General features: G+C 71.8%; 26 protein-coding genes and 1 pseudogene. 17 read left to right on the forward strand and 10 right to left on the reverse strand.

The genetic code is table 11. The features are described from left to right. The first annotated feature begins 1 nt into the window (after nt 1). The 3 genes from V6S02_RS13065 (at nt 2) to treS (ending at nt 3,636) form a co-directional block, all read left to right on the forward strand. Nucleotides 2-358: an SHOCT domain-containing protein gene (locus V6S02_RS13065; RefSeq protein WP_124292261.1), complete on the forward strand. Its 357-nt coding sequence runs from the start codon at nt 2-4 to the stop codon at nt 356-358. Nucleotides 359-412: 54 nt separating this feature from the next. Then, complete coding sequence (locus tag V6S02_RS13070) at nt 413-1,252, forward strand: universal stress protein (RefSeq protein WP_336401192.1); 840 nt, start codon at nt 413-415, stop codon at nt 1,250-1,252. A gap of 68 nt (nt 1,253-1,320) precedes the next feature. Beyond that, on the forward strand, nt 1,321-3,636 hold the full coding sequence (gene treS, locus V6S02_RS13075; protein ID WP_336401193.1) for a maltose alpha-D-glucosyltransferase: 2,316 nt from the start codon (nt 1,321-1,323) through the stop codon (nt 3,634-3,636). Nucleotides 3,637-3,665: 29 nt separating this feature from the next. Here treS and V6S02_RS13080 read toward each other — a convergent pair whose 3' ends face one another. The 7 genes from V6S02_RS13080 to V6S02_RS13110 all read right to left on the reverse strand — a co-directional run bounded on the left by V6S02_RS13080 (nt 3,666) and on the right by V6S02_RS13110 (nt 9,697). After that, on the reverse strand, nt 3,666-4,910 hold the full coding sequence (locus V6S02_RS13080) for a phosphotransferase (RefSeq protein ID WP_124292264.1): 1,245 nt from the start codon (nt 4,908-4,910) through the stop codon (nt 3,666-3,668). 126 nt (nt 4,911-5,036) lie between these two features. Beyond that, nucleotides 5,037-5,717 carry an aquaporin gene (locus V6S02_RS13085; protein ID WP_276310454.1) on the reverse strand — a complete coding sequence of 227 codons (681 nt, stop codon included), beginning with the start codon at nt 5,715-5,717 and terminating at the stop codon, nt 5,037-5,039. A gap of 77 nt (nt 5,718-5,794) precedes the next feature. Next, nucleotides 5,795-6,457 carry an arsenate reductase ArsC gene (locus V6S02_RS13090; RefSeq protein WP_336401194.1) on the reverse strand — a complete coding sequence of 221 codons (663 nt, stop codon included), beginning with the start codon at nt 6,455-6,457 and terminating at the stop codon, nt 5,795-5,797. Further along, a complete protein-coding gene (locus tag V6S02_RS13095; RefSeq protein ID WP_124292267.1) occupies nt 6,454-6,867 on the reverse strand; it encodes an arsenate reductase ArsC in 414 nt (137 codons plus the stop codon). The genes V6S02_RS13090 and V6S02_RS13095 overlap by 4 nt, the downstream gene beginning before the upstream one ends. 55 nt (nt 6,868-6,922) lie before the next feature. Beyond that, the gene (locus V6S02_RS13100; protein WP_336401195.1) at nt 6,923-7,813 is read right to left on the reverse strand and encodes a metalloregulator ArsR/SmtB family transcription factor; all 891 of its coding nucleotides are present in this window, start codon (nt 7,811-7,813) and stop codon (nt 6,923-6,925) included. A gap of 70 nt (nt 7,814-7,883) precedes the next feature. Further along, nucleotides 7,884-8,372 (reverse strand): GNAT family N-acetyltransferase, encoded by a 489-nt coding sequence (locus V6S02_RS13105; RefSeq protein ID WP_336401196.1) that lies wholly within the window; start codon nt 8,370-8,372, stop codon nt 7,884-7,886. Nucleotides 8,373-8,389: 17 nt separating this feature from the next. Continuing rightward, nucleotides 8,390-9,697: an NAD(P)-binding domain-containing protein gene (locus tag V6S02_RS13110; RefSeq protein WP_336401197.1), complete on the reverse strand. Its 1,308-nt coding sequence runs from the start codon at nt 9,695-9,697 to the stop codon at nt 8,390-8,392. A gap of 82 nt (nt 9,698-9,779) precedes the next feature. Between V6S02_RS13110 and V6S02_RS13115 the strand changes: the two genes are divergently transcribed. Then, a complete protein-coding gene (locus V6S02_RS13115) occupies nt 9,780-10,130 on the forward strand; it encodes an ArsR/SmtB family transcription factor (RefSeq protein ID WP_124292270.1) in 351 nt (116 codons plus the stop codon). A 20-nt stretch (nt 10,131-10,150) separates the two neighbouring features. On the opposite strand, the gene V6S02_RS13120 is transcribed toward V6S02_RS13115, so the two are convergent. Both V6S02_RS13120 and V6S02_RS13125 read right to left on the reverse strand, forming a co-directional pair. Further along, the gene (locus tag V6S02_RS13120; protein ID WP_336401198.1) at nt 10,151-10,768 is read right to left on the reverse strand and encodes a TetR/AcrR family transcriptional regulator; all 618 of its coding nucleotides are present in this window, start codon (nt 10,766-10,768) and stop codon (nt 10,151-10,153) included. Between the two features lie 4 nt (nt 10,769-10,772). Continuing rightward, nucleotides 10,773-11,699 (reverse strand): DMT family transporter, encoded by a 927-nt coding sequence (locus V6S02_RS13125; protein ID WP_336401199.1) that lies wholly within the window; start codon nt 11,697-11,699, stop codon nt 10,773-10,775. A gap of 27 nt (nt 11,700-11,726) precedes the next feature. On the opposite strand from V6S02_RS13125, the gene V6S02_RS13130 reads away from it, so the two are divergent. From V6S02_RS13130 to paaE, 10 genes are all read left to right on the forward strand, one after another. Then, nucleotides 11,727-12,218: a MarR family winged helix-turn-helix transcriptional regulator gene (locus V6S02_RS13130; RefSeq protein WP_336401200.1), complete on the forward strand. Its 492-nt coding sequence runs from the start codon at nt 11,727-11,729 to the stop codon at nt 12,216-12,218. A 91-nt stretch (nt 12,219-12,309) separates the two neighbouring features. Next, nucleotides 12,310-13,050: an enoyl-CoA hydratase/isomerase family protein gene (locus V6S02_RS13135; protein WP_336401201.1), complete on the forward strand. Its 741-nt coding sequence runs from the start codon at nt 12,310-12,312 to the stop codon at nt 13,048-13,050. Continuing rightward, complete coding sequence (locus V6S02_RS13140) at nt 13,047-13,952, forward strand: 3-hydroxyacyl-CoA dehydrogenase family protein (RefSeq protein WP_336401202.1); 906 nt, start codon at nt 13,047-13,049, stop codon at nt 13,950-13,952. Before V6S02_RS13135 ends, V6S02_RS13140 begins: the two co-directional genes overlap by 4 nt. Further along, nucleotides 13,949-16,009, forward strand: coding sequence for a phenylacetic acid degradation bifunctional protein PaaZ (gene paaZ, locus V6S02_RS13145; protein ID WP_336401203.1), 2,061 nt, complete (start codon nt 13,949-13,951; stop codon nt 16,007-16,009). The genes V6S02_RS13140 and paaZ overlap by 4 nt, the downstream gene beginning before the upstream one ends. 5 nt (nt 16,010-16,014) lie before the next feature. After that, nucleotides 16,015-16,404, forward strand: coding sequence for a hydroxyphenylacetyl-CoA thioesterase PaaI (paaI, locus tag V6S02_RS13150; RefSeq protein ID WP_336401204.1), 390 nt, complete (start codon nt 16,015-16,017; stop codon nt 16,402-16,404). Nucleotides 16,405-16,556: 152 nt separating this feature from the next. Next, complete coding sequence (paaA, locus tag V6S02_RS13155) at nt 16,557-17,513, forward strand: 1,2-phenylacetyl-CoA epoxidase subunit PaaA (protein ID WP_336401205.1); 957 nt, start codon at nt 16,557-16,559, stop codon at nt 17,511-17,513. Beyond that, complete coding sequence (gene paaB, locus V6S02_RS13160) at nt 17,513-17,818, forward strand: 1,2-phenylacetyl-CoA epoxidase subunit PaaB (protein ID WP_336401206.1); 306 nt, start codon at nt 17,513-17,515, stop codon at nt 17,816-17,818. Before paaA ends, paaB begins: the two co-directional genes overlap by 1 nt. Then, nucleotides 17,815-18,669: a 1,2-phenylacetyl-CoA epoxidase subunit PaaC gene (paaC, locus tag V6S02_RS13165; RefSeq protein ID WP_442927931.1), complete on the forward strand. Its 855-nt coding sequence runs from the start codon at nt 17,815-17,817 to the stop codon at nt 18,667-18,669. The genes paaB and paaC overlap by 4 nt, the downstream gene beginning before the upstream one ends. After that, on the forward strand, nt 18,663-19,181 hold the full coding sequence (gene paaD / locus V6S02_RS13170) for a 1,2-phenylacetyl-CoA epoxidase subunit PaaD (RefSeq protein WP_336401207.1): 519 nt from the start codon (nt 18,663-18,665) through the stop codon (nt 19,179-19,181). Before paaC ends, paaD begins: the two co-directional genes overlap by 7 nt. A 13-nt stretch (nt 19,182-19,194) precedes the next feature. Beyond that, nucleotides 19,195-20,352: a 1,2-phenylacetyl-CoA epoxidase subunit PaaE gene (paaE, locus tag V6S02_RS13175; RefSeq protein WP_336401208.1), complete on the forward strand. Its 1,158-nt coding sequence runs from the start codon at nt 19,195-19,197 to the stop codon at nt 20,350-20,352. A gap of 179 nt (nt 20,353-20,531) precedes the next feature. Here paaE and V6S02_RS13180 read toward each other — a convergent pair whose 3' ends face one another. Beyond that, nucleotides 20,532-21,527 carry an ROK family protein gene (locus tag V6S02_RS13180; RefSeq protein WP_336401209.1) on the reverse strand — a complete coding sequence of 332 codons (996 nt, stop codon included), beginning with the start codon at nt 21,525-21,527 and terminating at the stop codon, nt 20,532-20,534. Nucleotides 21,528-21,579: 52 nt separating this feature from the next. Here V6S02_RS13180 and V6S02_RS13185 point away from each other — a divergent pair, with 52 nt between their 5' ends. From V6S02_RS13185 to V6S02_RS13195, 3 genes and pseudogenes are all read left to right on the forward strand, one after another. Next, the gene (locus tag V6S02_RS13185) at nt 21,580-22,215 is read left to right on the forward strand and encodes an NAD(P)-dependent oxidoreductase (RefSeq protein ID WP_336401210.1); all 636 of its coding nucleotides are present in this window, start codon (nt 21,580-21,582) and stop codon (nt 22,213-22,215) included. Continuing rightward, a complete protein-coding gene (locus tag V6S02_RS13190) occupies nt 22,212-22,646 on the forward strand; it encodes a MarR family winged helix-turn-helix transcriptional regulator (RefSeq protein ID WP_164478143.1) in 435 nt (144 codons plus the stop codon). The genes V6S02_RS13185 and V6S02_RS13190 overlap by 4 nt, the downstream gene beginning before the upstream one ends. Then, nucleotides 22,537-23,328, forward strand: a pseudogene (locus V6S02_RS13195) (SDR family oxidoreductase); the annotation flags it as partial. The gene V6S02_RS13190 and the pseudogene V6S02_RS13195, both read left to right, overlap by 110 nt. Nucleotides 23,329-23,410 lie beyond the last annotated feature (82 nt).

Consider the following 23,410-nt stretch of genomic DNA (forward strand, 5'->3'; position numbering starts at 1 on the left):
CATGCCGTTCCGACGCATGGGACGCCCGGGCCTGCTGGGCCTCGCCGCGCGCACCGCCGTTGTCGCGGGAACCGCCTCGGCCGTAAGCGGCTCGATGCAGGGCTCGCGGGAGCGCAAGGCGCAGGCGCAGTACGAGCAGGAGCAGTACCAGGCTGCCCAGCAGCAGGCGCAGCTCGATGCGGCGGCGCAGGCCGCGGTCGCCGCACAGATGCCGCAGGCCGCCCCCGCGGCATCCGCTCCGGCCGCCGGCGGAGGCGATGACATGATCGCCCGCCTGCAGCAGCTCGCCGCGCTCAAGCAGAGCGGCGTGCTCACCGACGAGGAGTTCACCGCCGCGAAGGCGAAACTCCTGTCCTGACCACCCCGCTTCGCGGGGAGGGGAGGGGATGAGCGAGAAGAAGAGGAGACGACGATGTCCGAGGTGATCGCCGTCGGCCTGACCGACGCGCCCGTGGCCGACCGCGCGGTGGCGTGGGCGGCGTCCCGCGCCCGCGATCGACGACAGCGGCTGAGGCTGGTCTCGATCCTGGGCGGCGCGGTGGGTGTCGTCGGCGAGGATGCCCTCGTCGACCGCCTTCTCACCGAGATGCGGGAGCGGGCCGAAGCGACCGCGGCGGGCCTGCGCGCCGCCGGAGTCGAGGTCGAGGTGGTCGTCGAACGCGGCAACCCGACCGAGAAGCTCATCGCCGCCGCCGAGGGCGCCGCGCTGCTGGTGATCGGCAGCGACCACCGCGGCCCCCGGGCCGGAGCCACGCGGGGCCCGCACGGCTTCCGCATCGTCTCGGCCGCGCCGTGCCCGGTGGTCGTCGTCCCCGATTTCGATCTCGGAGAGCGCCGCGGAGTGGTCGTCGGCGTCGACGGTTCTGAGACCTCGGAGCACGCCGTCGCCTGGGCGGCCGCCGAAGCCGACCGTCTCGGCGAGCCGCTCATCGCGATCGGCGCGTGGGTGCCGCTTCCCGCGCCGGGCAACCGCGGCACGTACCCCGAGCAGTACCTGCAGAACATGCAGGCGCTCACCGAGGAGACGTTGTCGATCGCCCTCGCGGGGCTCCGCAGTCGCTACCCCGACCTCGAGATCGTCGCGCGCGCGGAGCGCGGCTACCCGGCAGAGATGATCAATCGCCACGCGGCGACGGCGCGGCTGGTCGTCGTCGGCACCCACGGCCGCGGCGCGTTCCGCCGCTTCGTCCTGGGATCGGTCAGCTACGACGTCCTCACCCACCTCGCGACGGTGACCGCCGCGGTGCGCTGACCCCTACCCGTCCGCAGCACGACACGCCAGAGGTCGCATCCGAGTCGTCGAGTACGTACGGTCGAAGGATGGCGCGCGACGAGTATCGGCCGGAGGAGCTCTACACCGGCCCTATCGACCTCCCCCTCCTCCAAGAACTCGATAACGACACCTCTGATCCCGAGACCCCCGAGATCAGCTACGACGAACAGCGGTACCCCGCCCGTCCGCGCCGGCTGCGGCCCCGCGACCACTTGCGCGGCGGTGGCCGCGTGCGCCGGGTCACGACCGACCCCCGCACGGCGAACGGCACGAACCCGTCGTACGTCGAGTGGCTGGTGCGGCAGTCGATGCTGAAGGATGCCGACGTGCTGGCCCGGCAGCTGTCGGGGCAGCCGTCGATGTGGCGCAACCCCTACGCCCGCCCCGATGCGCGGCGCGCGATCGCGACGAGCGACGTGTGGTTCACCGCCTACCCGATCTCGCTCATCACGCGGCCCGGCCAGTCGTTCCTCGCCGCGCTCGGCGACGACGCCCTGTGGTCGGCGTTCGAGCGGGTCGGCATCACCGCCATCCACACCGGTCCGGTCAAGCGCGCCGGCGGCATCGCCGGGTGGCTCGAGACCCCGAGCGTCGACGGCCACTTCGACCGCATCAGCACGGCGATCGACTCGGCGTTCGGCACCGAGGACGAATTCCGCGCGCTCTGCGACGTCGCCGACACCCACGGCGGCAGCATCATCGACGACATCGTGCCGGGTCACACCGGGAAGGGCGCCGACTTCCGCCTGGCCGAGATGGGGTTCAAGGACTACCCCGGGATCTACCACATGGTCGAGATCCTCGAGGAGGACTGGGCGCTCCTTCCCGACGTGCCGGGTGACGTCGACAGCGTCAACCTCGACCCCGCGACCGAGCACGAGCTCGCCGAGCGCGGCTACATCATCGGTGCGCTGCAGCGCGTCATCTTCTACACCCCGGGGGTGAAGGAGACCAACTGGAGCGCGACGGCGCCGGTGCTCGGGCCGGACGGCGTCACGCGCCGGTGGGTCTACCTGCACTACTTCAAGCAGGGCCAGCCCTCGATCAACTGGCTCGACCCCACCTTCGCGGGGATGCGCCTCGTGATCGGCGACGCCCTGCACTCGCTCGGCGAGCTCGGCACGAGCGCCCTGCGCCTGGACGCCAACGGCTTCCTCGGGGTGGAGAAGAGCGCCGAGGGACTCCCCGCCTGGTCGGAGGGTCACCCGCTCTCGCATGCGGCGAACCACATCATCGCCGGCATGGTGCGCAAGGTCGGGGGGTTCACCTTCCAGGAGCTGAACCTCACCATCGAAGACATCCGCGACACCGGCGCGGTGGGTGCCGACCTCTCCTACGACTTCATCGGACGCCCCGGCTACCACCACGCGCTGGCGACGGGGCGCACCGACTTCCTGCGCCTCGCCCTCACGTCTTCCCTCGAGCTCGGGGTGCAGCCGGTGCAGCTGGTGCACGGCCTGCAGAATCACGACGAGCTCACCTACGAGCTCGTCCACTGGGCGACCCGGCACGCCGATGAGGAGTACCGGTTCCGCGGGCGGGAGGTGAGCGGCAGCGAGCTCGCCGAGATCGTCCGCGCCGAGCTCACCGAGAGCCTCACCGGCACGGCCGACTTCAACCGCGTGTTCACCCAGAACGGCATCGCCTGCACGACGACCTCGCTCATCGCCGCCGCCCGCGGCGCGACGCGGCTCGATGACATCACCGACGCCGACATCCCCGCGATCCGCGACGCCCACCTGCTGCTGTGCGCCTACAACGCCTGGCAGCCCGGAGTCTTCGCCCTCTCGGGCTGGGACCTCGTCGGCATGCTGACGGTCCCGGCGACGCAGGTCGCCGACCTCATCTCCTCCGGCGACACGCGCTGGATCGAGCGGGGCGCGCACGACCTCCTCGACGTCGATCCGCAGGCGACCCGCTCCGCGGCCGGTATGCCCCGCGGGCGCTCGCTGTACGGATCGCTCCCGGCGCAGTTCACCGACGAAGAGTCCTTCGCCTCGCGGCTGTCGCAGATCATCGAGCTGCGTCGCCGGCACGGCATCGCCACCGCGACGCAGGTCGACGTACCCGAGGTCGCCCACCACGGAATGCTCGTGCTCGTGCACCGACTCGACGACGGCGCGCACGATCCCGATGCGCCGCTGCAGGTGACGGTGCTGAACTTCGCCGGTGAGCCGGTCGAGGGAACGGTGCGCTCGAAGCAGCTCGTGCGTCGGTCGGAGGTGCGCGACGCCGCGAGCGGTGAGGTGATCGGCCACGTCGACGACCTGCAGAGCTTCACCGTGTCGCTGCCCGCCTACGGCGCGGTGTTCCTCCTCCTCGAGCCCGGTGAGCCCGACGAGGACGAAGGCCTGATCGGATGACGGTCTGATCGGATGACGCGGCCGGGCCGTCAGCCCGCGAGCGCGGCGTCGATGCCGGCCAGCGGCACCGGCAGCCAGGTGGGGCGATTGCGCGCCTCGTAGATCGATTCGTACACGGCCTTGTCGAGCACGAGCGCTCGCAGGATCACCGGGTCCAGGCCCACCGAGCCGTCGGCTCCGGCGTAGGCCTCGACGAAGGCGGCGCGGCAGGCGGCGGCCCACCCCGCGGCATCCACTGCTCCGCCGACCGCGCCGGCGTAATCGAAGGAGCGGAGCATGCCCGCGACATCGCGGGCCGGAAGGTCGGGCACCGCGCGCTCGTGCATCGGTCGCAGCGGCTCGCCCTCGAAGTCGACGATGCGCCATCCGGCGCCGGGGACGGCGAGCACCTGCCCGAGGTGCAGGTCGCCGTGGATCCGCTGCAGCCGCGGCCACGGGCGCGCGAGCGCGGCTTCGTAGACCGCCTCGATCGCGGCGGCACGATCGGCGACGGCGGGCACCTCGGCGACGGCGAGCATGAGCCGTCGACGCCACGTGACCTCGGCGGCGGCGACCGCCTCCGCGCCCCCGTCGGCGGTGCCGAGCGTCCGCCCGAGCGCGCCGTGCACGCCCGCGACGGCGAGCCCGAGGTCGCGTGCGGCAGCGGTGAAGTCCCGACCCTCGCGGGCGGCTTCCAGGGCGATGGCCCATCCGTCGCGGACGCCGGGGAGGAACTCCTGCGCGAAGCCGAGCGTGCCGTGCGCGACGCCGCTGTCGAGCCCGCTGTCGGGCCATTCCGCGTCGACGCTGCCGAGGAACTTCGGGACGAAGGGCGAACCGGCGGCGCTCAGGGCGCGCTGCACCGTGACATCCGGATTCTCCCCGTCGTGCAGGGTGCGGAACAGCTTCAGGATGATGGTGGGCTGACCGTCCTCGTCGAAGACGATCGAGGTGTTGGACTGCTCGCCGGTGAGCACACGGCTGCCGGTGACCCGGCTGACATCGACGCCCATGGCTTCGAGGGTGGCGATCGCGAACGGCGGATGCTGCGCCGCATCGATCTCGCAGCCCTCGGCCGTGCGCGCGATGAGCGCAGGAGTATCGGGCGCCGTCGGCACGCTCGAGACGGGCACGTGGTAGAGCACGGGGCGGGCGCCGGCGTCATCCATCAGCAGGTAGCGGGTCGCGTGGGGCGCCGACTGGGTGTCGAGGAGCCGGAAGCGGGGCTCATGGCTCTTTCCCGCATACCAGCGTTGCTGCGCCACCCAGGCGCCGAGATCGTCTGCAGAAGGCACCATCCCACCTTGGCGTGTGCAGAACGCCGGGTAAAGCACTGGACGATCGTTGCCAGGAGGCGTAAAGGATCGGGCCCATCGCACGTTCGCCCCGATCGACCTCGATGCCGCGGAGGGGATGACGCTCTACGCCCGAGGGGAAGCGGGCGCGTTCTCTGCGGCGGCGGGGAAGAGCAGCACGACGAGGCCCATCGCCACCGCGGCGCCTACGAGCTGAGCGCCGACGAACCACATCGCCGACACCGGCGCGATGCCCGCGAACGTGTCGGTGAAGATGCGCCCGAGGGTGACCGCCGGATTGGCGAAGGACGTCGAGCTGGTGAACCAGTACGCCGCTCCGATGTAGGCGCCGACCGCCGTCGCGATCACGGGGATGGTCCGTTGCGTCCTGGTGAGCCCGGCGATGAGCAACACCAGGCCCGCCGTCGCGACGACCTCCGCGAGGAGGGTCGCGGGGGTGGCCCGGTCGGTGGCGGAGATCGACGTCTGGACGTCGAACATCGCGTTCGCCAGGAGCGCGCCCCCGATTCCGCCGGCTGCCTGCGCGACCAGGTAGACGCCGAGTGTGCGGGGGCTCAGGCCGGAGCGATCCGCGCGGCCGAGGAGTGCATCGGTGAGCGAGACCACGGGATTGAAGTGCGCGCCCGAGACCGGTGCGAACAGCAGGATGAGGGCACCGAGGCCGAGCGCGGTCGCGAAGGAATTCTCCAGCAGCTGGAGCCCGACGTCATCCGAGAGCCGCTGCGCCGCGATGCCCGAGCCCACGACGACGGCGACCAGCAGTCCCGTGCCGAGGAACTCGGCCAGCGCGCGCCGCCCTACGGCAGGGCGCGCGCCGTCGACCGTCGGAGCGGGACCGGGTGCGGTGTCGGGCAGTCCGGTGGTCACGACGGGGTCGCCGCGAGGCCGGGGACGAGCTCGCCGAGCAGCTGCTCGACGTGCGCGCGGACATCGTCGCGCACCCGGCGAACGCCGTCCAGGTCGAGTTCGGCCGGGTCGGCGAGCTGCCAGTCCAGGTACCGTTTGCCCGGATACAGGGGACAGGCGTCGCCGCATCCCATCGTCACCACCGCGTCGGCGGCGCGCACGACATCGTCGGTCAGGGGTTTGGGGAATTCGTCACCGACCTCGACGCCGATCTCGGCCAGCACGGTGACGACCTGCGCGTTGATCTCGGCGGCCGGCTGAGAGCCGGCCGACCGCACGTGCACACGTTCGCCGGCCAGGTGGCGGGTGAGGGCCGCCGCCATCTGCGATCGTCCGGAGTTCTGCACGCAGACGTACAGGATCTCCGGAACCGGCTTCGCGATGAGGCCCTTCGACTGCGCGAGCGCCGTCAGCCGGTCGCGGGCGAATTTCTCCGTGACGCTCGGAAGGTGGCTGGACACCGTCGCCGTCCGCGCGAGCGCCGCGTACGACTCGAAGACCACCCGTTCGACGGTCTCTTCGTTCACCATCCCGGTGAAGCTCTGCGCGAGGCGCTGTGCGGCGCGGTGGAGGACCGCTTCGTTGGACAGCAGCCCGTTCATCCCGGATGCGACGCTCATGACGCGCCTGCGGGAGTGAGTTCGGAGAGCAGGTTCTCGATCCGGCCGCGGATGTCGTCGCGGATGCGACGGACGGCGTCGATGCCCTGACCGGCCGGGTCTTCGAGCTCCCAATCCTCGTAGCGCTTGCCGGGGAAGATCGGGCACGCGTCGCCGCAGCCCATCGTGATGACGACGTCGGATTCCTTCACGGCCTCGACGGTGAGCACCTTCGGCTGCTGACCGGCGATGTCGATGCCCTCTTCGGCCATCGCCTCGACGGCGACGGGGTTGATCTGATCCTTCGGCGCGGACCCGGCCGAGAGCACCTCGACGCGATCGCCTCCCAGCTCGCGGAGGAATCCGGCCGCCATCTGCGACCTTCCGGCGTTGTGGACGCAGACGAACAGGACGGTGGGCTTGTCGGACATCCGGTCCTCCCTTTCTCGTGGATGAGAAAAGCATAGACCAGCATCTATCAATTGCCTAGGCCGCGGTCACCGGGAGTTCGGCGAGCAGGCCGCGCACACGGGATTCGATGTCATCCCGGATGCGTCGAACGGTGGCGGCGGGCTTGCCGACCGGATCTTCGATCTCCCAGTCGAGATAGCGGCGCCCGGGGTAGACCGGGCAGGCGTCGCCGCATCCCATCGTGATGACCCAGTCCGCGGCCCGTACCGCCTCGTCGCTCAGAGGCTTCGGAAACTCCCCGCCGAGCGGCACGCCGATCTCGTCGAGGGCGTGGACGATCGAGGAGCGCACATCCGCGGCGGGCGCGGATCCCGCCGTCCGGACGACGACCCGGTCGCCGGCGAGCTGGCGGAGGATTCCGGCCGCGATCTGCGAACGACCGGCGTTCTGAACGCACACGAACAGGACGGAGGGTCGGTCGGGTGCGCGGCCCTCGATGCGGGTCAGATCGTCGAGCCGGGATGCCGCGAACGCGGCCGTACGCGAGGCTTCGAGCGCCGGCCGCCCGGCCGCGGTGAGCATGCGGTGGCTGTCGGTGACGTAGCGGGTCACGGTCTCGGGGCTGAACACCCCGCGATAGCGGGCCGTCAGGTCGTCGATGACGCGGGACAGGTCGGCCTCGCCCGATGCTTCCGGCGCCGGGCCCAGGAGGGCGCTCACGCGTTCCTCGTGCGCCGGGTCGAGGGAGTACCAGACCCGCCTGCCGTCCTTCTCCCGGCGGACGATGCCTTCGGCGTGGAGGGCGGCCATGTGGTGGCTGACCGTGGGTTGGCGCAGGCGGAGCGCCTCGGCCAGTCGCCCGACGAGGACGCGCCCGTCGGCGCTGTCGCGCATCATCCGGAGGATGCGGGCGCGGGTGGGGTCGGCGAGCAGGGCCAGCCCCGCGTCATCCGTCCCCGCACTCATAGACGGCAGTCTATGCGCCGCCGGGCGGCGACGGCGGGGTCGGAGGCGACGAGGATGTCGCGAGCGACGTTCAGCGGCCGTTGCGGCGCGAACGGCGCTCGAGGAACACGGTCGACCGCCACTGGCCGGCGTGTGGACCGTTCGTCGACCGCGCGATCCGCTCGCGGGTGCCGACGATCCGGAACCCGGCGCGCTCGTGCAGATGCAGGCTCGCGGTGTTCTCGGGGAAGATGCTCGACTGCACCGTCCAGAACCCGGCCTCATCGGCGGCATCCAGGAAGGCTCGGAGCAGAGCGGCGCCGATTCCGCGACCCCGGGCGCGCGCGTCGACGTACACCGAATGCTCGATGACGCCCCGGTACACCTCGCGCGAGGAGACGCGCGACGCGGCCACCCACCCGACCACCCGGCCGTCGAGTTCTGCGACGAGGCGGGGGTGCGCGACCTTGCCTGTGTCGAAATGCTCCCATGAGGGAACCGTGCTCTCGAAGGTGGCTTCGCCCTCCGCGATGCCCTCGGCGAGGATCGCCTCGACGCGCGGCCAGTCCTCCGCCGTCATCGCCCGAACCGAGACCATCAGCAGCACGAACCTCCGAGGTCGGTCGAGCAGACGCCGCTCGACGGCAGGGTGAGGGCCACCGTGGTCGCCGCGGCCATGTCGCCGGCGAGCCAGGCCACGATCGAGCGCACCTGCTCGTAGCCGGTCGCGAGGAGGAACGTCGGCGCACGGCCGTAGGACTTCATGCCTGCGAGGAAGAAGCCGGGTTCGGGATGCCGCAGCTCGGCGAATCCGTGGGGTTCGACCGTGCCGCACGTGTGGACGTTCGGATCGATGAGCGGGGCGAGACGGGCGGGTGCTTCGACGATCTCGTCGAGGTCGAGGCGGATCTCGCGGAGCATGGCGAGGTCGGGACGGAACCCGGTCGCGGCGACGACGAGGTCGGTGTCGTGGTGTGCAGGTTCGCCGCGGCGGGTGCCGATCAGGCGGATCCCGCCGTCGTGGCGAGCGACCCGCGAGATCTCGAACGAGTCGACGCGGCGGATGCGACCGCTGTCGACGAGCGCGTCGACCCGCGAGCCGAGACGGGCGCGGTCGGTGAGCTCGTCGTCGGGGGAGGTGGTGACGCGGACGGCGCCGGCGTTGCGGATGAGCCACGTCACGCGGGTGCCGGGCTCCTCGTCGGCCAGGGCCGCGAGGGCGATGAGGGTGTTCGCCGCGGAGTGCCCGGCGCCCACGACCGTGACGTCGCTGCCGGCGAAGCGAGCGCGATCCCGGCCGGCGACGTCGGGGAGGGCGTGCAGGATGCGGTCGGAGACCTCGGCCGCGCCGAGGGGGTCGAGGCCGGAGGAGGCGAGCGGGTTCGGGCTCGTGTACGTGCCCGAGGCGTCGATCACGGCGCGTGCGGTGAGGTCGACGATCTCACCGCCGCGGTCGATGCGAAGGAGGAAGGGGCTGTCGGCGCGGCCGGCGGTCCGCGTGCGGTCCATGCCGTCGCGGGTGACTGCGGTCACCCGGGTGCCGTAGTGCACGTGCGGGGAGATCTCGTCGAGCGCGGCGAGCGGCTCCAGCAACAGGTCGGCCAGTTCGTGACCGGTCGGGGCGGCGTCGAGGTCGGCGGGAGCCGTCCAGCCATGGCGTTCGAGCAGACGCCGCGCGGCCTGGTCGATGAGGTGGCGCCACGGAGAGAACAGGCGGGTGTGCCCCCAGAGTCGAACGCCGGCTGCGGGTGCGGGCCCGGCTTCGTAGACGTCGAACGCGATGCCGCGTTCGGCCAGGTGGGCCGCGGCGGCGAGCCCGATCGGGCCGGCACCGATGATGGCGACGGGGAGTGTGGCCAGGCGCGGCGTCGTGCGCGTGCGCGGGGCGAGGTCGAGGAGCGTCATCCCGAAACCTTCCATATCGATGAACGTCGATTCAGTATGGAAGGGTATATCGATGGTTGTCAATATCGATTAGCATCGATGCATGCCCACCGCTCTGCCGCTCATCGACACGTCGACCACGGTCTGCTGCGCGCCTCTGACGCGCGAGCCGATGGGACCCGACGACGCCGAGCGCCTGGCATCGCAGCTGAAGGCCCTTGCTGATCCGGCGAGACTGCGGCTTCTGTCGATCGTGGCGTCCTCGCCCGACCAGGAGGCCTGCGTGTGCGATCTCATCGAACCGCTCGGCCTCGCCCAGCCCACCGTGTCCCATCACCTCAAGGTGCTGACCCGTGCCGGGTTCCTCTCCCGCTCGCAGCGTGGAACGTGGGCGTACTACCGGCTCCAGCCTCAGGCCCTGCCCTCGGTCGCGGCGGTGCTCACGTCCCCCTGACCGGGCGGAGCGCGAGGACGTCAGGGGTGGCGGGGGCGCAGGCCCTCGAGGGCCGTCGCAAGGACCGCGTCGGCCAGGGAATCCGCATCGAGAGCGCCGCCCGGGCGGTACCACTCGGTGAGGGAGTTGACCATGCCGAACACCAGACGGGTGGCGACGGCGGCATCGACGTCGGGGCGCAGCATCCCCTCGTCCTGTGCGCGGGTGACGACCTCGGTCACCCGGTGGTCGAACGCCCGGCGGCGCTCGAGCGCCGCGTGCTCGACCGGGCTGTTGCCGCGGACGCGCAGCAGCAGCGTCACCTCGGGGAGCTTCTGCACGAGGACGCCCACGGCGCCCCGGATCACCCGCTCGAGCTGCGCGCCCGGCTCGGCGGCCGGTTCGTCGAAGACGCCCTCCAGGGCGGTGAGGGCGTCGTCGAGGGCGAGGCCGAGCAGTTCGTCCTTCGAGGAGAAGTGGTGGTACAGCGCCGATTTGGTCACACCCAGGCGGTCGGCGAGGTCGGCGACCGAGGTCGCGTCGTACCCCTTCTCGATGAAGAGCGCGACGGCGACGGCGAGGACCTGCTCCCGATCGTTCCCCGGCCGTCCCCGCCGCCCGCGCGGGGCTGCGCCCGCGGGTGCGGTGTCGCTCGTCACCCGCTCACTCTCGCACAGCGCCCGTCGGAACGGCGAGCGCGGGGGCGCCCGCCGCAGGGTGCCGGCCGGGCCGGCGAGCACGGCGCTGCGTGAGGAGGATCGCCGCCCCGATCAGCACCAGGCCGACGATCTGCAGCGGGGTGAGCGACTCGCCCGCGAGCGCCACTCCGAGGATCACTCCGGTGGCCGGATTCAAGAGACCGACCGTACCCACTGTCGAGGCGGAGAGGTGGCGGAGCCCGGCGAACCAGCAGAGGAAGGCCAGCGCCGTGGCGACGATCGCGATGGCCGCGTACGCCGTCGCGCTGCTCGCCGACACCGCCGGGGGCGGTCCTTCGACGACGACCGCGATCGCTAGGAGGATCGCGCCGCCCGCGATCAACTGCCACGACGTCGTGGCCACGAGCGGAAGGTCATCGCGCCACCGCGTGGTGAGGACCGCGCCCAGCGATGACAGCACGAGCGCGGTGAGCGACACCGCCGCGCCGAGGGGGTCGATGCCGCCGGTGGCCGCGCCGATGAGCAGGACGGCTCCGACGACGCCCACGAGCACGGCCACGCCCGCTGCGGCAGTCGGTCGCTGTCCGAGGAGCGGCCACGCGATGATCCCCAGCACGACGGGCGCGAGGGCCATCACCGATGCCGCCATCGAGGTGGGCAGGAGCTGCGCGGCGAGGTAGACGAGCACGAAGAACGCGCCGAAATTCAGGATGCCGAGGATCACGGCCTTTCCCCACCAGGTGCCGCGCGGCAGACGCCGCGCGACGAGAAGGAGGAGAAGACCCGCGGGAAGCGCCCGCAGGGCGGCGCCCCAGAGGGGGGCGTCGGCCGGGAGGAAGTGCCGGGTCGCGTAGTACGTCGCACCCCAGCTGATCGGTGCCACCGCCGTCACAAGCAGCCATCGCCATTTAGTTTCCACGGAAGACATCATAGCTTCCATGGAAGATAGAATCCACCCATGTCCGAAACACCGCGGGACCACGTCGATCGCGTGCGGGCGCAGTGGCGCGCCGCGCGACCGCATGTCGACACGTCGCCGATCGAAGTCATCGGGCGGCTCGCGCGCGTGAACGACGCCGTCCGCGAGCAGCTCATAAGCCTCTACCGCGAGTTCGGGCTCGGAGAGGGCGAGTTCGATGTGCTGGCCACCCTGCGTCGCTCCGGAGAGCTCAATCCGACCGAGCTCGCCGCTCAGACGATGGTGACGAGCGGAGCCGTCTCCAAGCGGCTGGATCGACTCGAGTCGGCGGGGCTCGTGCGCCGCCGCGGCAGCGACGTCGATGGCCGCGGCCGGGTCGTCGCGCTCACAGAGGAGGGGCGCGCGCTCATCGACCGAGCCTTCGACGCGCACATGGAGAACGAGCGCCATCTCCTCGCCTCGCTGGATGCGGCTGATCGTGATGCCCTCGTCCGGATCCTCCGGAAATGGGGAGGCGCTCTGGGCACCTGACCCCGCCCGTCGTTGCATGCGGCACGGCCGCCTGACAGAATTACTGAACGATCGGTCTGCAAGACATTCGCGACGAAGCGGAAGGCCCCGGATGACCCGCTCACCCCTGCGCGTCGAGCACGCCGGCGATCGGAGCGTCGTCACCCTCGACCGCCCCGAGGTGCGCAATGCCATCGACCAGGCCACCGTCGACGCGCTGCACGCGGTCTGCGCCGAGCTCGAGCGTGAACCCCGCATCCTCCTCCTCGCCGGCTCGGGCGGCGTGTTCGCCTCGGGGGCCGACATCGCCGAGCTGCGCGACCGCCGCGCCGCCGACGCGCGCCGGGCGATCAACCAGGCGGTCTTCACCCGCATCCGCGCCCTGCCGATGCCCGTGATCGCGGCGCTCGACGGCTACGCCCTCGGCGGCGGAGCCGAGCTCGCCTACGCCGCTGACCTGCGCATCGCGACGCCGACGCTGAAGATCGGCAACCCCGAGACCGGCCTCGGCATCATCGCCGCCGCCGGTGCGACGTGGCGTCTCCCCGCGATCGTGGGCGACGCGCGCGCGGCGGAGATGCTCCTCACCGGGCGCATCCTCGACGCCCACGAGGCCCTGTCGTGGGGGCTCGTGTCGGCCCTCCATCCGGCCGACGACCTCCTCCCCGCCGCGCACGCCCTCGCCGACCGCATCGCGCGGAACGATCCCCTCGCCACCCGCTACACGAAGCAGGTGCTTCGCGCCGAGCCGCGCGACCAGCCCTCGCTCGTGAACGAACTGCAGGCCGAGCTGTTCGAAAGCCCGGAGAAGATCCGCCGCATGACCGCCTTCCTCGAACGGAGAGCCCGATGACGGATGCCGCAGAGGCAGCGCCCCGCCCCGACGTCCCGAGCGGTCCCGTCGCGGCGCCTCCGCGGGTCGGGGTGCTCGGCGGTGGACGGATGGGTGCCGGGATCGCCCACGCGTTCGTCCTCGCCGGGTCGGAGGTCACGGTCGTCGAGCGCGACCCCGAAGCGGCCGAGGCGGCGCGCGGTCGTATCCTCGCGAGCATCGGCGATTCGATCCGCCGCGGAGCGACCGATCGTGAGGAGGCGGCGCTCGCGGCATCCGTCCACCTCTCCACCGACGTGACCGACTTCGCGGGCGCGGGCCTCGTCGTCGAAGCCGTACCCGAAGACCGGATGCTCAAGCGCGACGCGCTCGCGCGCATCGAGGCGGTCATCGCGGGCGAGGCCGTGCTCGCCACCAACACCTCGTCGATCGGCATCACCGCGCTCGCCGGCGCGCTGGAAGACCCCGCCCGCTTCCTGGGGCTGCACTTCTTCAACCCCGTACCCGCGTCGCGCCTGGTCGAGATCGTCGTCGGCGACACCACCGCACCCGCGGTCGTCGAGAGCGCGCGCGGATGGGTCGCGGCGATCGGCAAGACCCCGATCGTCGTGCGCGACGCCCCCGGCTTCGCCTCCAGCCGCCTCGGCCTCGCGCTCGCCCTCGAGGCCGTGCGCATGGTCGAAGCCGGCGTCGCGAGCCCGGCCGACATCGATACGGCCATGGAACTGGGCTACCGCCACCCCGCAGGGCCGCTCCGTACCACCGACATCGTCGGACTCGACGTCCGCCTCGCGATCGCCGAAGAGCTGCAGGCCACCCTCGGCGACCGTTTCGCCCCTCCCGACCTGCTGCGCCGAATGGTCGCCGAGGGGCACCTCGGCCGCAAGACCGGGCGCGGCTTCTACGAATGGAGCACGCCGTGACCGACATCCTTCCCAGCTACATCCGCGACGGCTGGTGGGCGCCGGCGGAGGACCCGGATGCTGCGGAGATCCTCGACGCCTCGACCGGCGAACCGGTTGTGCGCCTGAGCACCCGAGGCCTCGACGTCGCCGCGGTGCTCGACCACGCCCGCACCGTCGGGCAGGAGAGCCTCGGTGCGCTGACCTTCCACCAGCGGGCGATGCTGCTGAAGGAGTTCGCCCTCGTGCTGCAGGAGCGGAAGGACGAGCTCTACGCCCTCTCCGAGCGGGCCGGATCCACTCGCCGCGACTCGCTCAACGACGTCGACGGGGGCATCGGCGTGCTGTTCACCTACTCGTCCAAGGGGCGGCGCGAGCTGCCGAACGCCAAGGTCTACGTCGACGGGCCGGTCGAACCTCTCTCCAAGGACGGATCGTTCCTCGGCCGGCATGTCTACACCCGCCTCCCGGGGGTCGCGGTGCAGATCAACGCCTTCAACTTCCCGGTGTGGGGAGCGCTGGAGAAGTTCGCCCCCGCATTCCTCGCGGGTGTTCCCACCGTGGTCAAGCCCGCCTCGCCGACGGCCTACATCGCCGAGGCGTGGGTGCGCATGCTCACCGAGACCGGACGCCTCCCGGCCGGATCGCTCCAATTGGTCAGCGGCAGCGTCCCCGACCTCTTCACCGCGCTGCGCCTCGGCGACCTCGTCGGCTTCACCGGCAGCGCGACGACCGCCGTGCGTCTGCGGGAGCAGACCCCCGACGGCGTGCGGTTCACCGCTGAGACCGACTCCATCAACGCCTCGGTTCTCGGCCCCGACGCCGCGCCCGGCACCCCCGAGTTCGATGCCTACGTCCGCCAGCTGCTGGTCGAGATGACGACCAAGGCGGGGCAGAAGTGCACCGCGATCCGCCGCGCGATCGTTCCCGCGGCGTCGGTCGACGCCGTCGTCAGCGCACTGGGGGAGAAGATCGCCGAGAAGATCGTGATCGGCGACCCGCGCGGCGAGGGCGTCACGATGGGCCCCGTGGTCTCGCGCGCGCAGCGCGACGAGGTGGTGCGGCAGGTGCGGGCGCTGCAGGATGCCGGAGGCCGTCTGCTCCTCGGGTCGCTCGACGCGCCCGAGGTCGTGCACGCCGACGGTTCGATCGGGCTCGCACCCGAGGGCGCTTTCGTCTCGCCCATCCTCGTCGGATTCGACGATGCCGCGGCGCCGGCCGTCCACGAGATCGAAGCGTTCGGACCCGTCGCCAGCGTGCTCCCCTACTCCTCCCTCGCCGAGGCGGCCGACCTCGTCGACCGCGGTGGGGGATCGCTGGTGACCTCGGTCGCCACGAACGATCCGGATGTCGCCACCGAGCTCATGACCCGGATCGCCGCCTTCAACGGTCGCGTCCTCTTCCTCAGCCGCGAGAACGCGCGCACCTCGACCGGGCACGGCGCGCCCGTGCCGCACCTGGTCCACGGCGGGCCCGGCCGCGCGGGCGGCGGGGAGGAGCTCGGCGGCATCCGCGCTGTTCTCCACCACATGCAGCGCACCGCCGTGCAGGGCTCGCCCGAGATGCTGACCGCGCTCACCGGGGTGTGGCACGCCGGCGCCGGGTCGCGACCGGGTGGGAGGCATCCCTTCCGCAAATCGCTGGCCGAACTGCGGATCGGCGACCAGGTCGTGTCCGCGACGCGGGAGGTGGGCCTGGATGACATCGAGACCTTCGCCCGGTTCACCGGCGACACCTTCTACGCCCACATGGACGAGCAGGCAGCGGCCGCCAACCCGTTCTTCCCCGGTCGTGTCGCCCACGGTTATCTGCTGGTGTCGTGGGCCGCGGGTCTCTTCGTCGACCCGGCTCCGGGTCCGGTGCTCGCCAACTACGGCCTCGAGAATCTGCGCTTCGTCACACCGGTGTCGCCCGGCGACGAGATCCGCGTCATCCTCACTGCCAAGCAGATCACGCCGCGCGAGACTGACGAGTACGGCGAGGTGCGGTGGGACGCCGTCATCCGCAATCAGCGCGACGAGATCGTCGCGACCTACGACGTGCTGACCCTGGTCGCGAAGGAGGGGGCGTCGGTGTGAGACGGATGCTCGAGAACGATCGCACGTTCCACGCGTTCGGCATGGAGGTGATCGTCGACGAGCCGGGGCGGGCGGTCATCCGGATGCCGGTGCGCGACGACATGGCGAACGGCTTCGGCATCACCCACGGCGGGGTGGTGTTCGCCCTCGCCGACACCGCGTTCGCCGTCGCGTGCAACGACCCGGACGGCCCGGTCACGGTGTCGGTCGGCGCCGACATCGTGTTCTTCCGCTCCACGCGGCCGGGCGACGTGCTGACCGCGGAGGCGCATCACCGGGTGACGCGGGGGAGGACTGGGCTCTACGACGTGACGGTGACCGACGCCGAGGGCGCGGTGGTCGCGGAGTTCCGCGGGCACGCCCGCCGCACCGATCGGCGTCTCGACGACGGCTGACGCTCGTCCCGCGGCATCCGCTCGCCTGTCACGTTGTGCGGTCGGGCGGCGCCGATCGCGACAGGCGAGCGGTGACCGTGTGGGCGGCTGGTTGCCGTCGAGGAGGCGGCGGCCTAGAATTACTGAACGAGCGGTCTGTAAAGGAGTCGACGATGACGGACCTCACCGCCGAGGAGGCGCACTTCGATGCGCTCATCGCCGCCGATCAGCGCATCGAGCCCCGGGACTGGATGCCCGACGCGTACCGGCGCACCCTCATTCGGCAGATCTCACAGCATGCCCATTCCGAGATCATCGGCATGCAGCCCGAGGGCGGCTGGATCACGCGGGCTCCGAGTCTGAAGCGCAAGGCGATCCTGCTGGCCAAGGTGCAGGATGAGGCGGGCCACGGCCTCTACCTCTACTCCGCCGCCCAGACTCTCGGCATCACCCGCGACGAGATGACCCAGCAGCTCATCGACGGCAAAGCCAAGTACTCCTCGATCTTCAACTACCCCGCACCCACCTGGGCCGACATGGGCGCCATCGGCTGGCTCGTCGACGGTGCGGCGATCTGCAACCAGGTGCCGCTGTGTCGCGCGTCGTACGGGCCCTACGGGCGGGCGATGGTGCGCATCTGCAAGGAGGAGTCGTTCCACCAGCGGCAAGGTTTCGAGATCCTCCTCACCCTCATGCAGGGCACCACCGCGCAGCGGCAGATGGCGCAGGACGCGGTGAACCGCTGGTACTGGCCGTCGCTGATGATGTTCGGCCCGCCCGACGACGCCTCGCCGAACTCGGCGCAGTCGATGGCGTGGAAGATCAAGCGGTTCTCCAACGACGACCTGCGTCAGCGCTTCATCGGGATGCTGGTGCCGCAGGCCGAGATCCTGGGGGTGACCCTCCCCGATCCCGAGCTGCGGTGGGACGAGGAGACGCAGCGCTGGCAGACGGGCGAGCTCGACTGGGACGAGTTCCGCGAGGTGCTCGCCGGCCGAGGCCCGCTCAACGCCGAGCGGCTGCGTCACCGGAAGGCGGCGCACGACGACGGCGCGTGGGTGCGCGAGGCGGCGGCGGCCTACGCGCAGAAGCGCGAGGCTCAGACGGCGACCGAGCGGGCGGTGGCGTGATGCCGACCCCGGGAGCCTCCGACCGCGAGAGCTGGCCGATGTTCGAGGTGTTCGTCCGCTCCGGGCGGGGCCTCAGCCATGTCCACGTCGGATCGCTCCACGCGCCCGACGCCGAACTGGCGCTGCGGAACGCCCGCGACCTCTACACGCGCCGGGGCGAGGGCACATCGGTCTGGGTGGTCCCGGCCGAAGCGATCACCACCAGCGACCCCGACGCGAAGGGCGCGTTCTTCGAGTCGTCGTCGGGGAAGAACTTCCGCCACGCGTCGTACTACACGGCTTCTGAGGGGGTGCCGCACCTGTGACCGGTCCCCAGGCCAGCGTCGACGCGCACCCGCACGTCGAGCCCCATCCCCACGTCGACGTGGTCGAGCACGAGCTCGCCGCTGAGATGCTCGGCGACGATGCGGCGCCTGCCACGCGCGACGTCGCCGAGTACGCCCTGTGGCTGGGCGATGACGCCCTGATCCTCTCGCAGCAGCTCATGCAGTGGGTCGCGCGGGCTCCCGAACTGGAAGAAGATGTGGCGCTGGCCAACATCGCGCTCGATCAGCTCGGCCATGCACGCTCGCTCCTCCGCTACGCCGGCACCGCCGACGGGCGCAGCGAAGACGATCTGGCGTTCTGGCGCGACGACCTGCAGTTCCGGGCGGCGTGGCTCTTCTGCCAGCCCAACGGGGATTTCGCGCACACGATCGTCCGGCAGCTCGTCGCCGCGACCTTCCAGTTCGCCCTGTACTCCGCCCTGCAGTCCTCGGCCGATGCGACGCTGGCGGCGATCGCCGCCAAGGCGGTGAAGGAGGTCGAGTACCACCGCGACCACGCCGTGCAGTGGACGCTCCGGCTCGCCGGCGGCACCGACGAATCGCGGCGGCGCATGATCGTGGCCGTCGCGGATATCTGGCCGTATGTCGACGAGCTCTTCCGCGACGAACCCGTGATCGACCGCCTCGAGGGCATCGCGGTGCGGCCGTCGGCGCTGCGCGCCGAGGTCGATCGGGTGCTCGATGCGGTGTTCGCCGAGGCCGAGCTCACCCGCCCCGGCGTCGCGCCGTCGAGCGGAGGCGGACGCCGTGGCATCCCGTTCCCCGCTCTCGGCGGGATCCTCGCCGAGATGCAGGTGCTCGCCCGCGCACACCCGGGGGCGACATGGTGAGCGTCCGCGACACCGCAGGCACCCGCCCCGCGCCCGATCTCGACGCCGCTCGGCGCATCGCCGGTGAGGTCGCCGACCCCGAGGTGCCGGTGCTGACGATCGCCGACCTCGGCATCCTCCGCGACGTCGCGGTCGACGGCGACACGGTGACGGTGACGCTCACCCCGACCTACTCCGGATGCCCCGCGGTCGACGCGATCCGAGACGACGTCGTGCTGGCCCTCACCCGCGCGGGCTTCGCCCGCGTCGACGTGCGCCTGACGCTCGCCCCCGCGTGGACGACCGACTGGATGAGCGAGGACGGCAAGGCGAAGCTCCGTGCCTACGGCATCGCCCCGCCGACGGGCCGCGCCGCGGTGCGCGGCCCCATCCCCGTCACGCTCGGCGTGGCGTGCCCCCGCTGCGGGACGCTGCACACCCGCGAGGTGTCGCGGTTCGGGTCGACAGCGTGCAAGGCGCTGTACGAATGCCAGGAGTGCGGCGAGCCCTTCGATCACTTCAAGGTGCACTGAGGAGCGTCCCCCCGTGAGTACCGCACGGGCGACCGACGAGGTCGCCGAAACCCTCCTCGCCAACGCCCGCGGCGGAGGATCCCGCCGTCGCGCCCGCTTCCACACCCTCGAAGTGAGTGGGGTGCGTCGGCTCACCGACGACGCGGTCGAGGTGACCTTCGCGGTGCCGCCCGAGCTCGACGACGAGTACGCGTTCCTCCCCGGCCAGCACGTCGCTCTGCGCGCACACCTCGACGGCGACGAACTGCGACGGTCGTACTCGCTGTGTCGGCCGCCGGCACCCGGATCGATCAGCGTGGCGATCAAGCGCGACGCCGGCGGCCGGTTCTCCACCTGGGCGCAGACGGGTCTCCAGCCGGGAGAGCGCATCGACGTGATGAGTCCGCAGGGCTCTTTCACCTCCTCGCTCGCCGACCTCGATGGTGCCCACGTCGCCGGGATCGCCGCGGGCTCGGGCATCACTCCGATCATGGCGCTGGCCACCGCGGTGCTCGGCCGGTCGACGTCGTCGCGGTTCACCCTGGTGTACGCCAACCGTTCGTCGGCCGACGTCATGTTCCTCGACGACCTCGCCGACCTGAAGGATCGCTACCCGACCCGACTCGCGGTGCACCACGTCTTCTCCCGGGAGGAGCGGACGGCGCCGCTCCTGTCAGGACGCCTCGATGACGAGCGCATCCGGGGGATCTTCTCCCGTGTCGTCCTCCCCGACACCGTGGACGAGTGGTTCCTGTGCGGACCGCTGGAGTTGGTCGACCGGTGCCGCACGGCACTGACGGATGCCGGGGTGCCGCGCGACCGCGTGCGCTTCGAGCTGTTCACGACCGGCGTCGAGGGTTCCTTGGAATCGGCGGTCGCGCCGCCCCCGCGTCCGCGGGCCGACGAGCCGGTGCACCGCATCGACCTGCGCCTCGACGGGCAGAGCGCGAGCGTCGCCTCGCCGGTCCATGCGCGCGAGACGGTCCTCGCCGCGGCACTGCGGGTGCGGCCTGATGCGCCGTATTCGTGCTCTGGGGGCGTGTGCGGCACCTGTCGTGCGCGCCTCGTCGACGGTGCGGTCACGATGGACGAGAACTACGCGCTCGAGCCCGACGAGATCGCCGCGGGGTACATCCTCACCTGCCAGTCGCGGCCCACGACCGAGCGGGTGGTCGTCGACTACGACGTGTGACGGCGCGCCCCGCGGCGGGGCTGCGCCCCGTTCATCCGTCGCGCCCCGCGGCGGGGCAGCGGCTGTTCATCCGTCGCAGATGTACGCCTCTGGGACCTCAAAACGTACATATCCGACGGATGAAGGGTGGGAGGGGTCGGGTTGCGCGCGACGATCGCGGGCGGCCCGGTGCGGCCGCGTCAGAGCAGGTCGGCGCGGGCGCGCAGCGCCGCGGCGCCGAGGAGCGGCCCGTCCGCCGACAGGCCCGAGGGCCGGACCATGACCGGCCGGGTGCGGGGGAGCGCGCTCCACCGGATGACGGCGGCATCGACGAGGTCGAGATAGTCGGGGCGCACGCGTGAGAACCCGCCGCCGATCGCCACGACCTCGAGGTCGACCAGGGCGGACACGCTCGCGATCGCCTGTCCCACAGCCTCGGCAGAACGCCGGGTGGCCGCGTCGGCGACCGGGTCGCCGGCGGCCACGGCTGCCGCCAGGTCTTCTCCGGTCTCGCCCCGCCAGCCGTGACGGCGGGCCCAGGCTACGGTCGCGGGGCCGGACGCCGTCTCCTCCAGCGTCGTCCCCTCGCTCCCTGCGGGCGCGACACCCGCATCCCGGGCACCCCCTGCGCGCTCGCCCGCGGCGCCCGCACCCGCGTCCCCCGCGCGCCAGGGGTCCACGACGTGGAGCTGACCGACGTGTCCGGCGTTGCCCGTCGTCCCCGACAGCAGTCGCCCGTCGACGATGAGTCCGCCGCCGACGCCGGTCGAGACGACCATGCCGAGCGACGTGGCAGCTCCTCGCGTCGCACCGAGCCAGTGCTCGGCGAGGGCGATGCACGTGCCGTCGAGCCGCAGGGTCGCGGGCGCCCCCGCGGCGCTCTCGACCAGGTCGCGCAGGGGAAACTCGCGGATCTCCGGCAGGTTGAGCGGGCTGACGGTGCCCCGGCCGAGGTCGATCGGGCCGGCAGCGCCGACACCCGCGCCGGCGACCGGTGCCTCCGCGCTCGCGAGCGCCGCGGTGACGAGCGACCGGATGACACGTGTGAGCGCGTCGGCGCTGATCGCGCGGCCCGTCGCCTGCCGATGCCGCGAGCCGGGCATCACCGCTCCGCGTCCCCGCTCGTCGACCACGACCAGGGCCGCCTCGGCTTTCGTGCCGCCGAGATCCACGGCCAGGAACACGTCGTTCGTCACGGCTCACACGTTATCGCGCCCCGCATCTGCTTTAGTCGCTAAAGTAAAAACCATGACCACCATCGCCCTCTTCGGCGCGACCGGCAAGACCGGGCGACGCGTGCTCGACCGCGCGCTCGCCGTCGGCCACACCGTCCGCGCCCTTGTCCGAGACCCCCATGCGCTCCTCGTGACCTCCCCGCGCCTGACCGTCGTCCCCGGCGACGTCCGCGACCCCGCCGCGGTCGCCGAGACCGTGCGGGGAGCGGATGTCGTCCTGAGCCTGTTCGGACAGGTGAAGGGCTCGCCCCCCACCCTGCAGACCGACGGCACCCGCGTGATCGTCGAGGCGATGCGCGAGGCCGGCGTCACCCGCATCGTCACGCTCTCGGGCGGGGGGCTCCGCGACGAGGAGCACGATCGTCCGAAGACGGCGGACCGCGTCATACGATTCCTCTTGAAGACGCTCTCGGGTCCCGTCCTCGCCGACGCGGAAGGTCACCTCGCGGTGCTGCGCGCGTCGGGCCTGGACTGGACCGTGGTGCGCGGTCCGCGGCTCACCGAGAAGCCCGGCGTGGGCACGTACCGCGTCGGATGGGTCGGCGTGAACGCCAGCACCCAGATCAGCCGCGACGACCTCGCCGACTTTCTCCTCACACAGATCGACGACCGCACCTTCGTCGGGTCGATGCCGTTCGTGAGCGCATGAGGACGGATGACCGCGACGCGGCCATCGGCAGGGTGCTCGAAGGAGTCGTCTCGGCCCGCCGGCTCCTCGGCGACGCCCGGCGCCGACCCTTCGCCTCGCTGATGCTCACGAGCTCGCAGCTGGAGGCGCTCTTCGTCCTGACCCACGCGGCGCAGCCGGTCACCCCGAGCGCACTGGCCCAGCGGCTCGGGGTGACCGCCGGCGCGGTCACCCAGCTCCTCGACGGCCTGAAGCGAGCGGGTCTGGTGGAGCAGCTGGCTCACCCGGAGGACGCGCGCTCCCGTGTCATCCGACTGACGGCGTCCGCGCGCGACGAGGTCGATGTCTTCGAGGCCGGAGTGGTCGCCGAGATGCGACCCCATTTCGCGGATCTCTCGGCGGCCGAGCTGGACCAGCTCGCCGCTCTGCTCGGGCGGGTGGGTCGTGAGTGACGCCGGAGCCGGCGCGGTCCTCGTGACGGGCGCGACCGGAACGGTCGGGTCGTCGGTCGTCGCCGAACTGCGCGCCCGCGGCGTGACCGTGATCGCCGCCGTGCGGGATCCCTCGACGCCGGCGGCGCGGGCGCTCGGCGTGCCGCTCCGCCCGTTCGACTTCGACCGCTCCGCGAGCCGCGCCGCGGAGGCGATGAAGGGTGTCGACCGGCTCTTCCTCCTGCGGCCCCCGCCGATCGCCGATGTCGCGACCCACCTCTTCCCGGTGATCGACGCCAGCCGCGCTCGCGGGGTGCGCCAGGTCGTCTTCCTCTCGCTCCAGGGCGTCCAGTTCAATCGCCGCACCCCGCATCACGCGGTGGAGGCGTACCTGAGACGGACCCGGACCCCGTCGACGTTCCTGCGCCCGAACTTCTTTATGCAGAACCTCTCCTCGGTCCACGCGGCCGAGATCCGCGACGACGACGAGGTCTTCGTCCCCGCGGGGCGATCGCGTACGGCTTTCATCGACGCCCGCGACATCGGCCGGGTCGCCGCGCGCGTCTTCACCGAGCCCGGCCATATCGGCAAGGCGTACACGCTCTCGGGCGAGCAGTCCCTGGGCTATCGCCGCGTCGCGCAGATCCTCAGCGACGTGCTGGGCAGGCCGATCCGCTATGCGCGCCCGAAGGAGGAGGTCTACCTCGAGCGTCTGCGCCGGAACGGCGCACCGCAGGAGTACCTCGCTGTGCAGCGGATGATCTACCGCATCGTGCGCGCGAACG

It is taken from the genome of Microbacterium sp. CCNWLW134 (genome assembly GCF_037083565.1).
Taxonomy (GTDB): Bacteria; Actinomycetota; Actinomycetes; order Actinomycetales; family Microbacteriaceae; genus Microbacterium.

What these genes read in the sequence shown, in the direction of transcription:
- V6S02_RS13065 (WP_124292261.1), top strand. Translation starts at nt 2, where the DNA reads ATGCCGTTCCGACGCATGGGACGCCCGGGCCTGCTGGGCCTCGCCGCG.
- V6S02_RS13070 (WP_336401192.1), top strand. Translation starts at nt 413, where the DNA reads ATGTCCGAGGTGATCGCCGTCGGCCTGACCGACGCGCCCGTGGCCGAC.
- treS (WP_336401193.1), top strand. Translation starts at nt 1,321, where the DNA reads ATGGCGCGCGACGAGTATCGGCCGGAGGAGCTCTACACCGGCCCTATC.
- V6S02_RS13090 (WP_336401194.1), bottom strand. Translation starts at nt 6,457, where the DNA reads ATGAGCGTCGCATCCGGGATGAACGGGCTGCTGTCCAACGAAGCGGTC.
- V6S02_RS13095 (WP_124292267.1), bottom strand. Translation starts at nt 6,867, where the DNA reads ATGTCCGACAAGCCCACCGTCCTGTTCGTCTGCGTCCACAACGCCGGA.
- V6S02_RS13100 (WP_336401195.1), bottom strand. Translation starts at nt 7,813, where the DNA reads ATGAGTGCGGGGACGGATGACGCGGGGCTGGCCCTGCTCGCCGACCCC.
- V6S02_RS13105 (WP_336401196.1), bottom strand. Translation starts at nt 8,372, where the DNA reads ATGACGGCGGAGGACTGGCCGCGCGTCGAGGCGATCCTCGCCGAGGGC.
- V6S02_RS13110 (WP_336401197.1), bottom strand. Translation starts at nt 9,697, where the DNA reads ATGACGCTCCTCGACCTCGCCCCGCGCACGCGCACGACGCCGCGCCTG.
- V6S02_RS13115 (WP_124292270.1), top strand. Translation starts at nt 9,780, where the DNA reads ATGCCCACCGCTCTGCCGCTCATCGACACGTCGACCACGGTCTGCTGC.
- V6S02_RS13125 (WP_336401199.1), bottom strand. Translation starts at nt 11,699, where the DNA reads ATGATGTCTTCCGTGGAAACTAAATGGCGATGGCTGCTTGTGACGGCG.
- V6S02_RS13130 (WP_336401200.1), top strand. Translation starts at nt 11,727, where the DNA reads ATGTCCGAAACACCGCGGGACCACGTCGATCGCGTGCGGGCGCAGTGG.
- V6S02_RS13135 (WP_336401201.1), top strand. Translation starts at nt 12,310, where the DNA reads ATGACCCGCTCACCCCTGCGCGTCGAGCACGCCGGCGATCGGAGCGTC.
- V6S02_RS13140 (WP_336401202.1), top strand. Translation starts at nt 13,047, where the DNA reads ATGACGGATGCCGCAGAGGCAGCGCCCCGCCCCGACGTCCCGAGCGGT.
- paaI (WP_336401204.1), top strand. Translation starts at nt 16,015, where the DNA reads ATGCTCGAGAACGATCGCACGTTCCACGCGTTCGGCATGGAGGTGATC.
- paaA (WP_336401205.1), top strand. Translation starts at nt 16,557, where the DNA reads ATGACGGACCTCACCGCCGAGGAGGCGCACTTCGATGCGCTCATCGCC.
- paaB (WP_336401206.1), top strand. Translation starts at nt 17,513, where the DNA reads ATGCCGACCCCGGGAGCCTCCGACCGCGAGAGCTGGCCGATGTTCGAG.
- paaD (WP_336401207.1), top strand. Translation starts at nt 18,663, where the DNA reads ATGGTGAGCGTCCGCGACACCGCAGGCACCCGCCCCGCGCCCGATCTC.
- V6S02_RS13185 (WP_336401210.1), top strand. Translation starts at nt 21,580, where the DNA reads ATGACCACCATCGCCCTCTTCGGCGCGACCGGCAAGACCGGGCGACGC.
- V6S02_RS13190 (WP_164478143.1), top strand. Translation starts at nt 22,212, where the DNA reads ATGAGGACGGATGACCGCGACGCGGCCATCGGCAGGGTGCTCGAAGGA.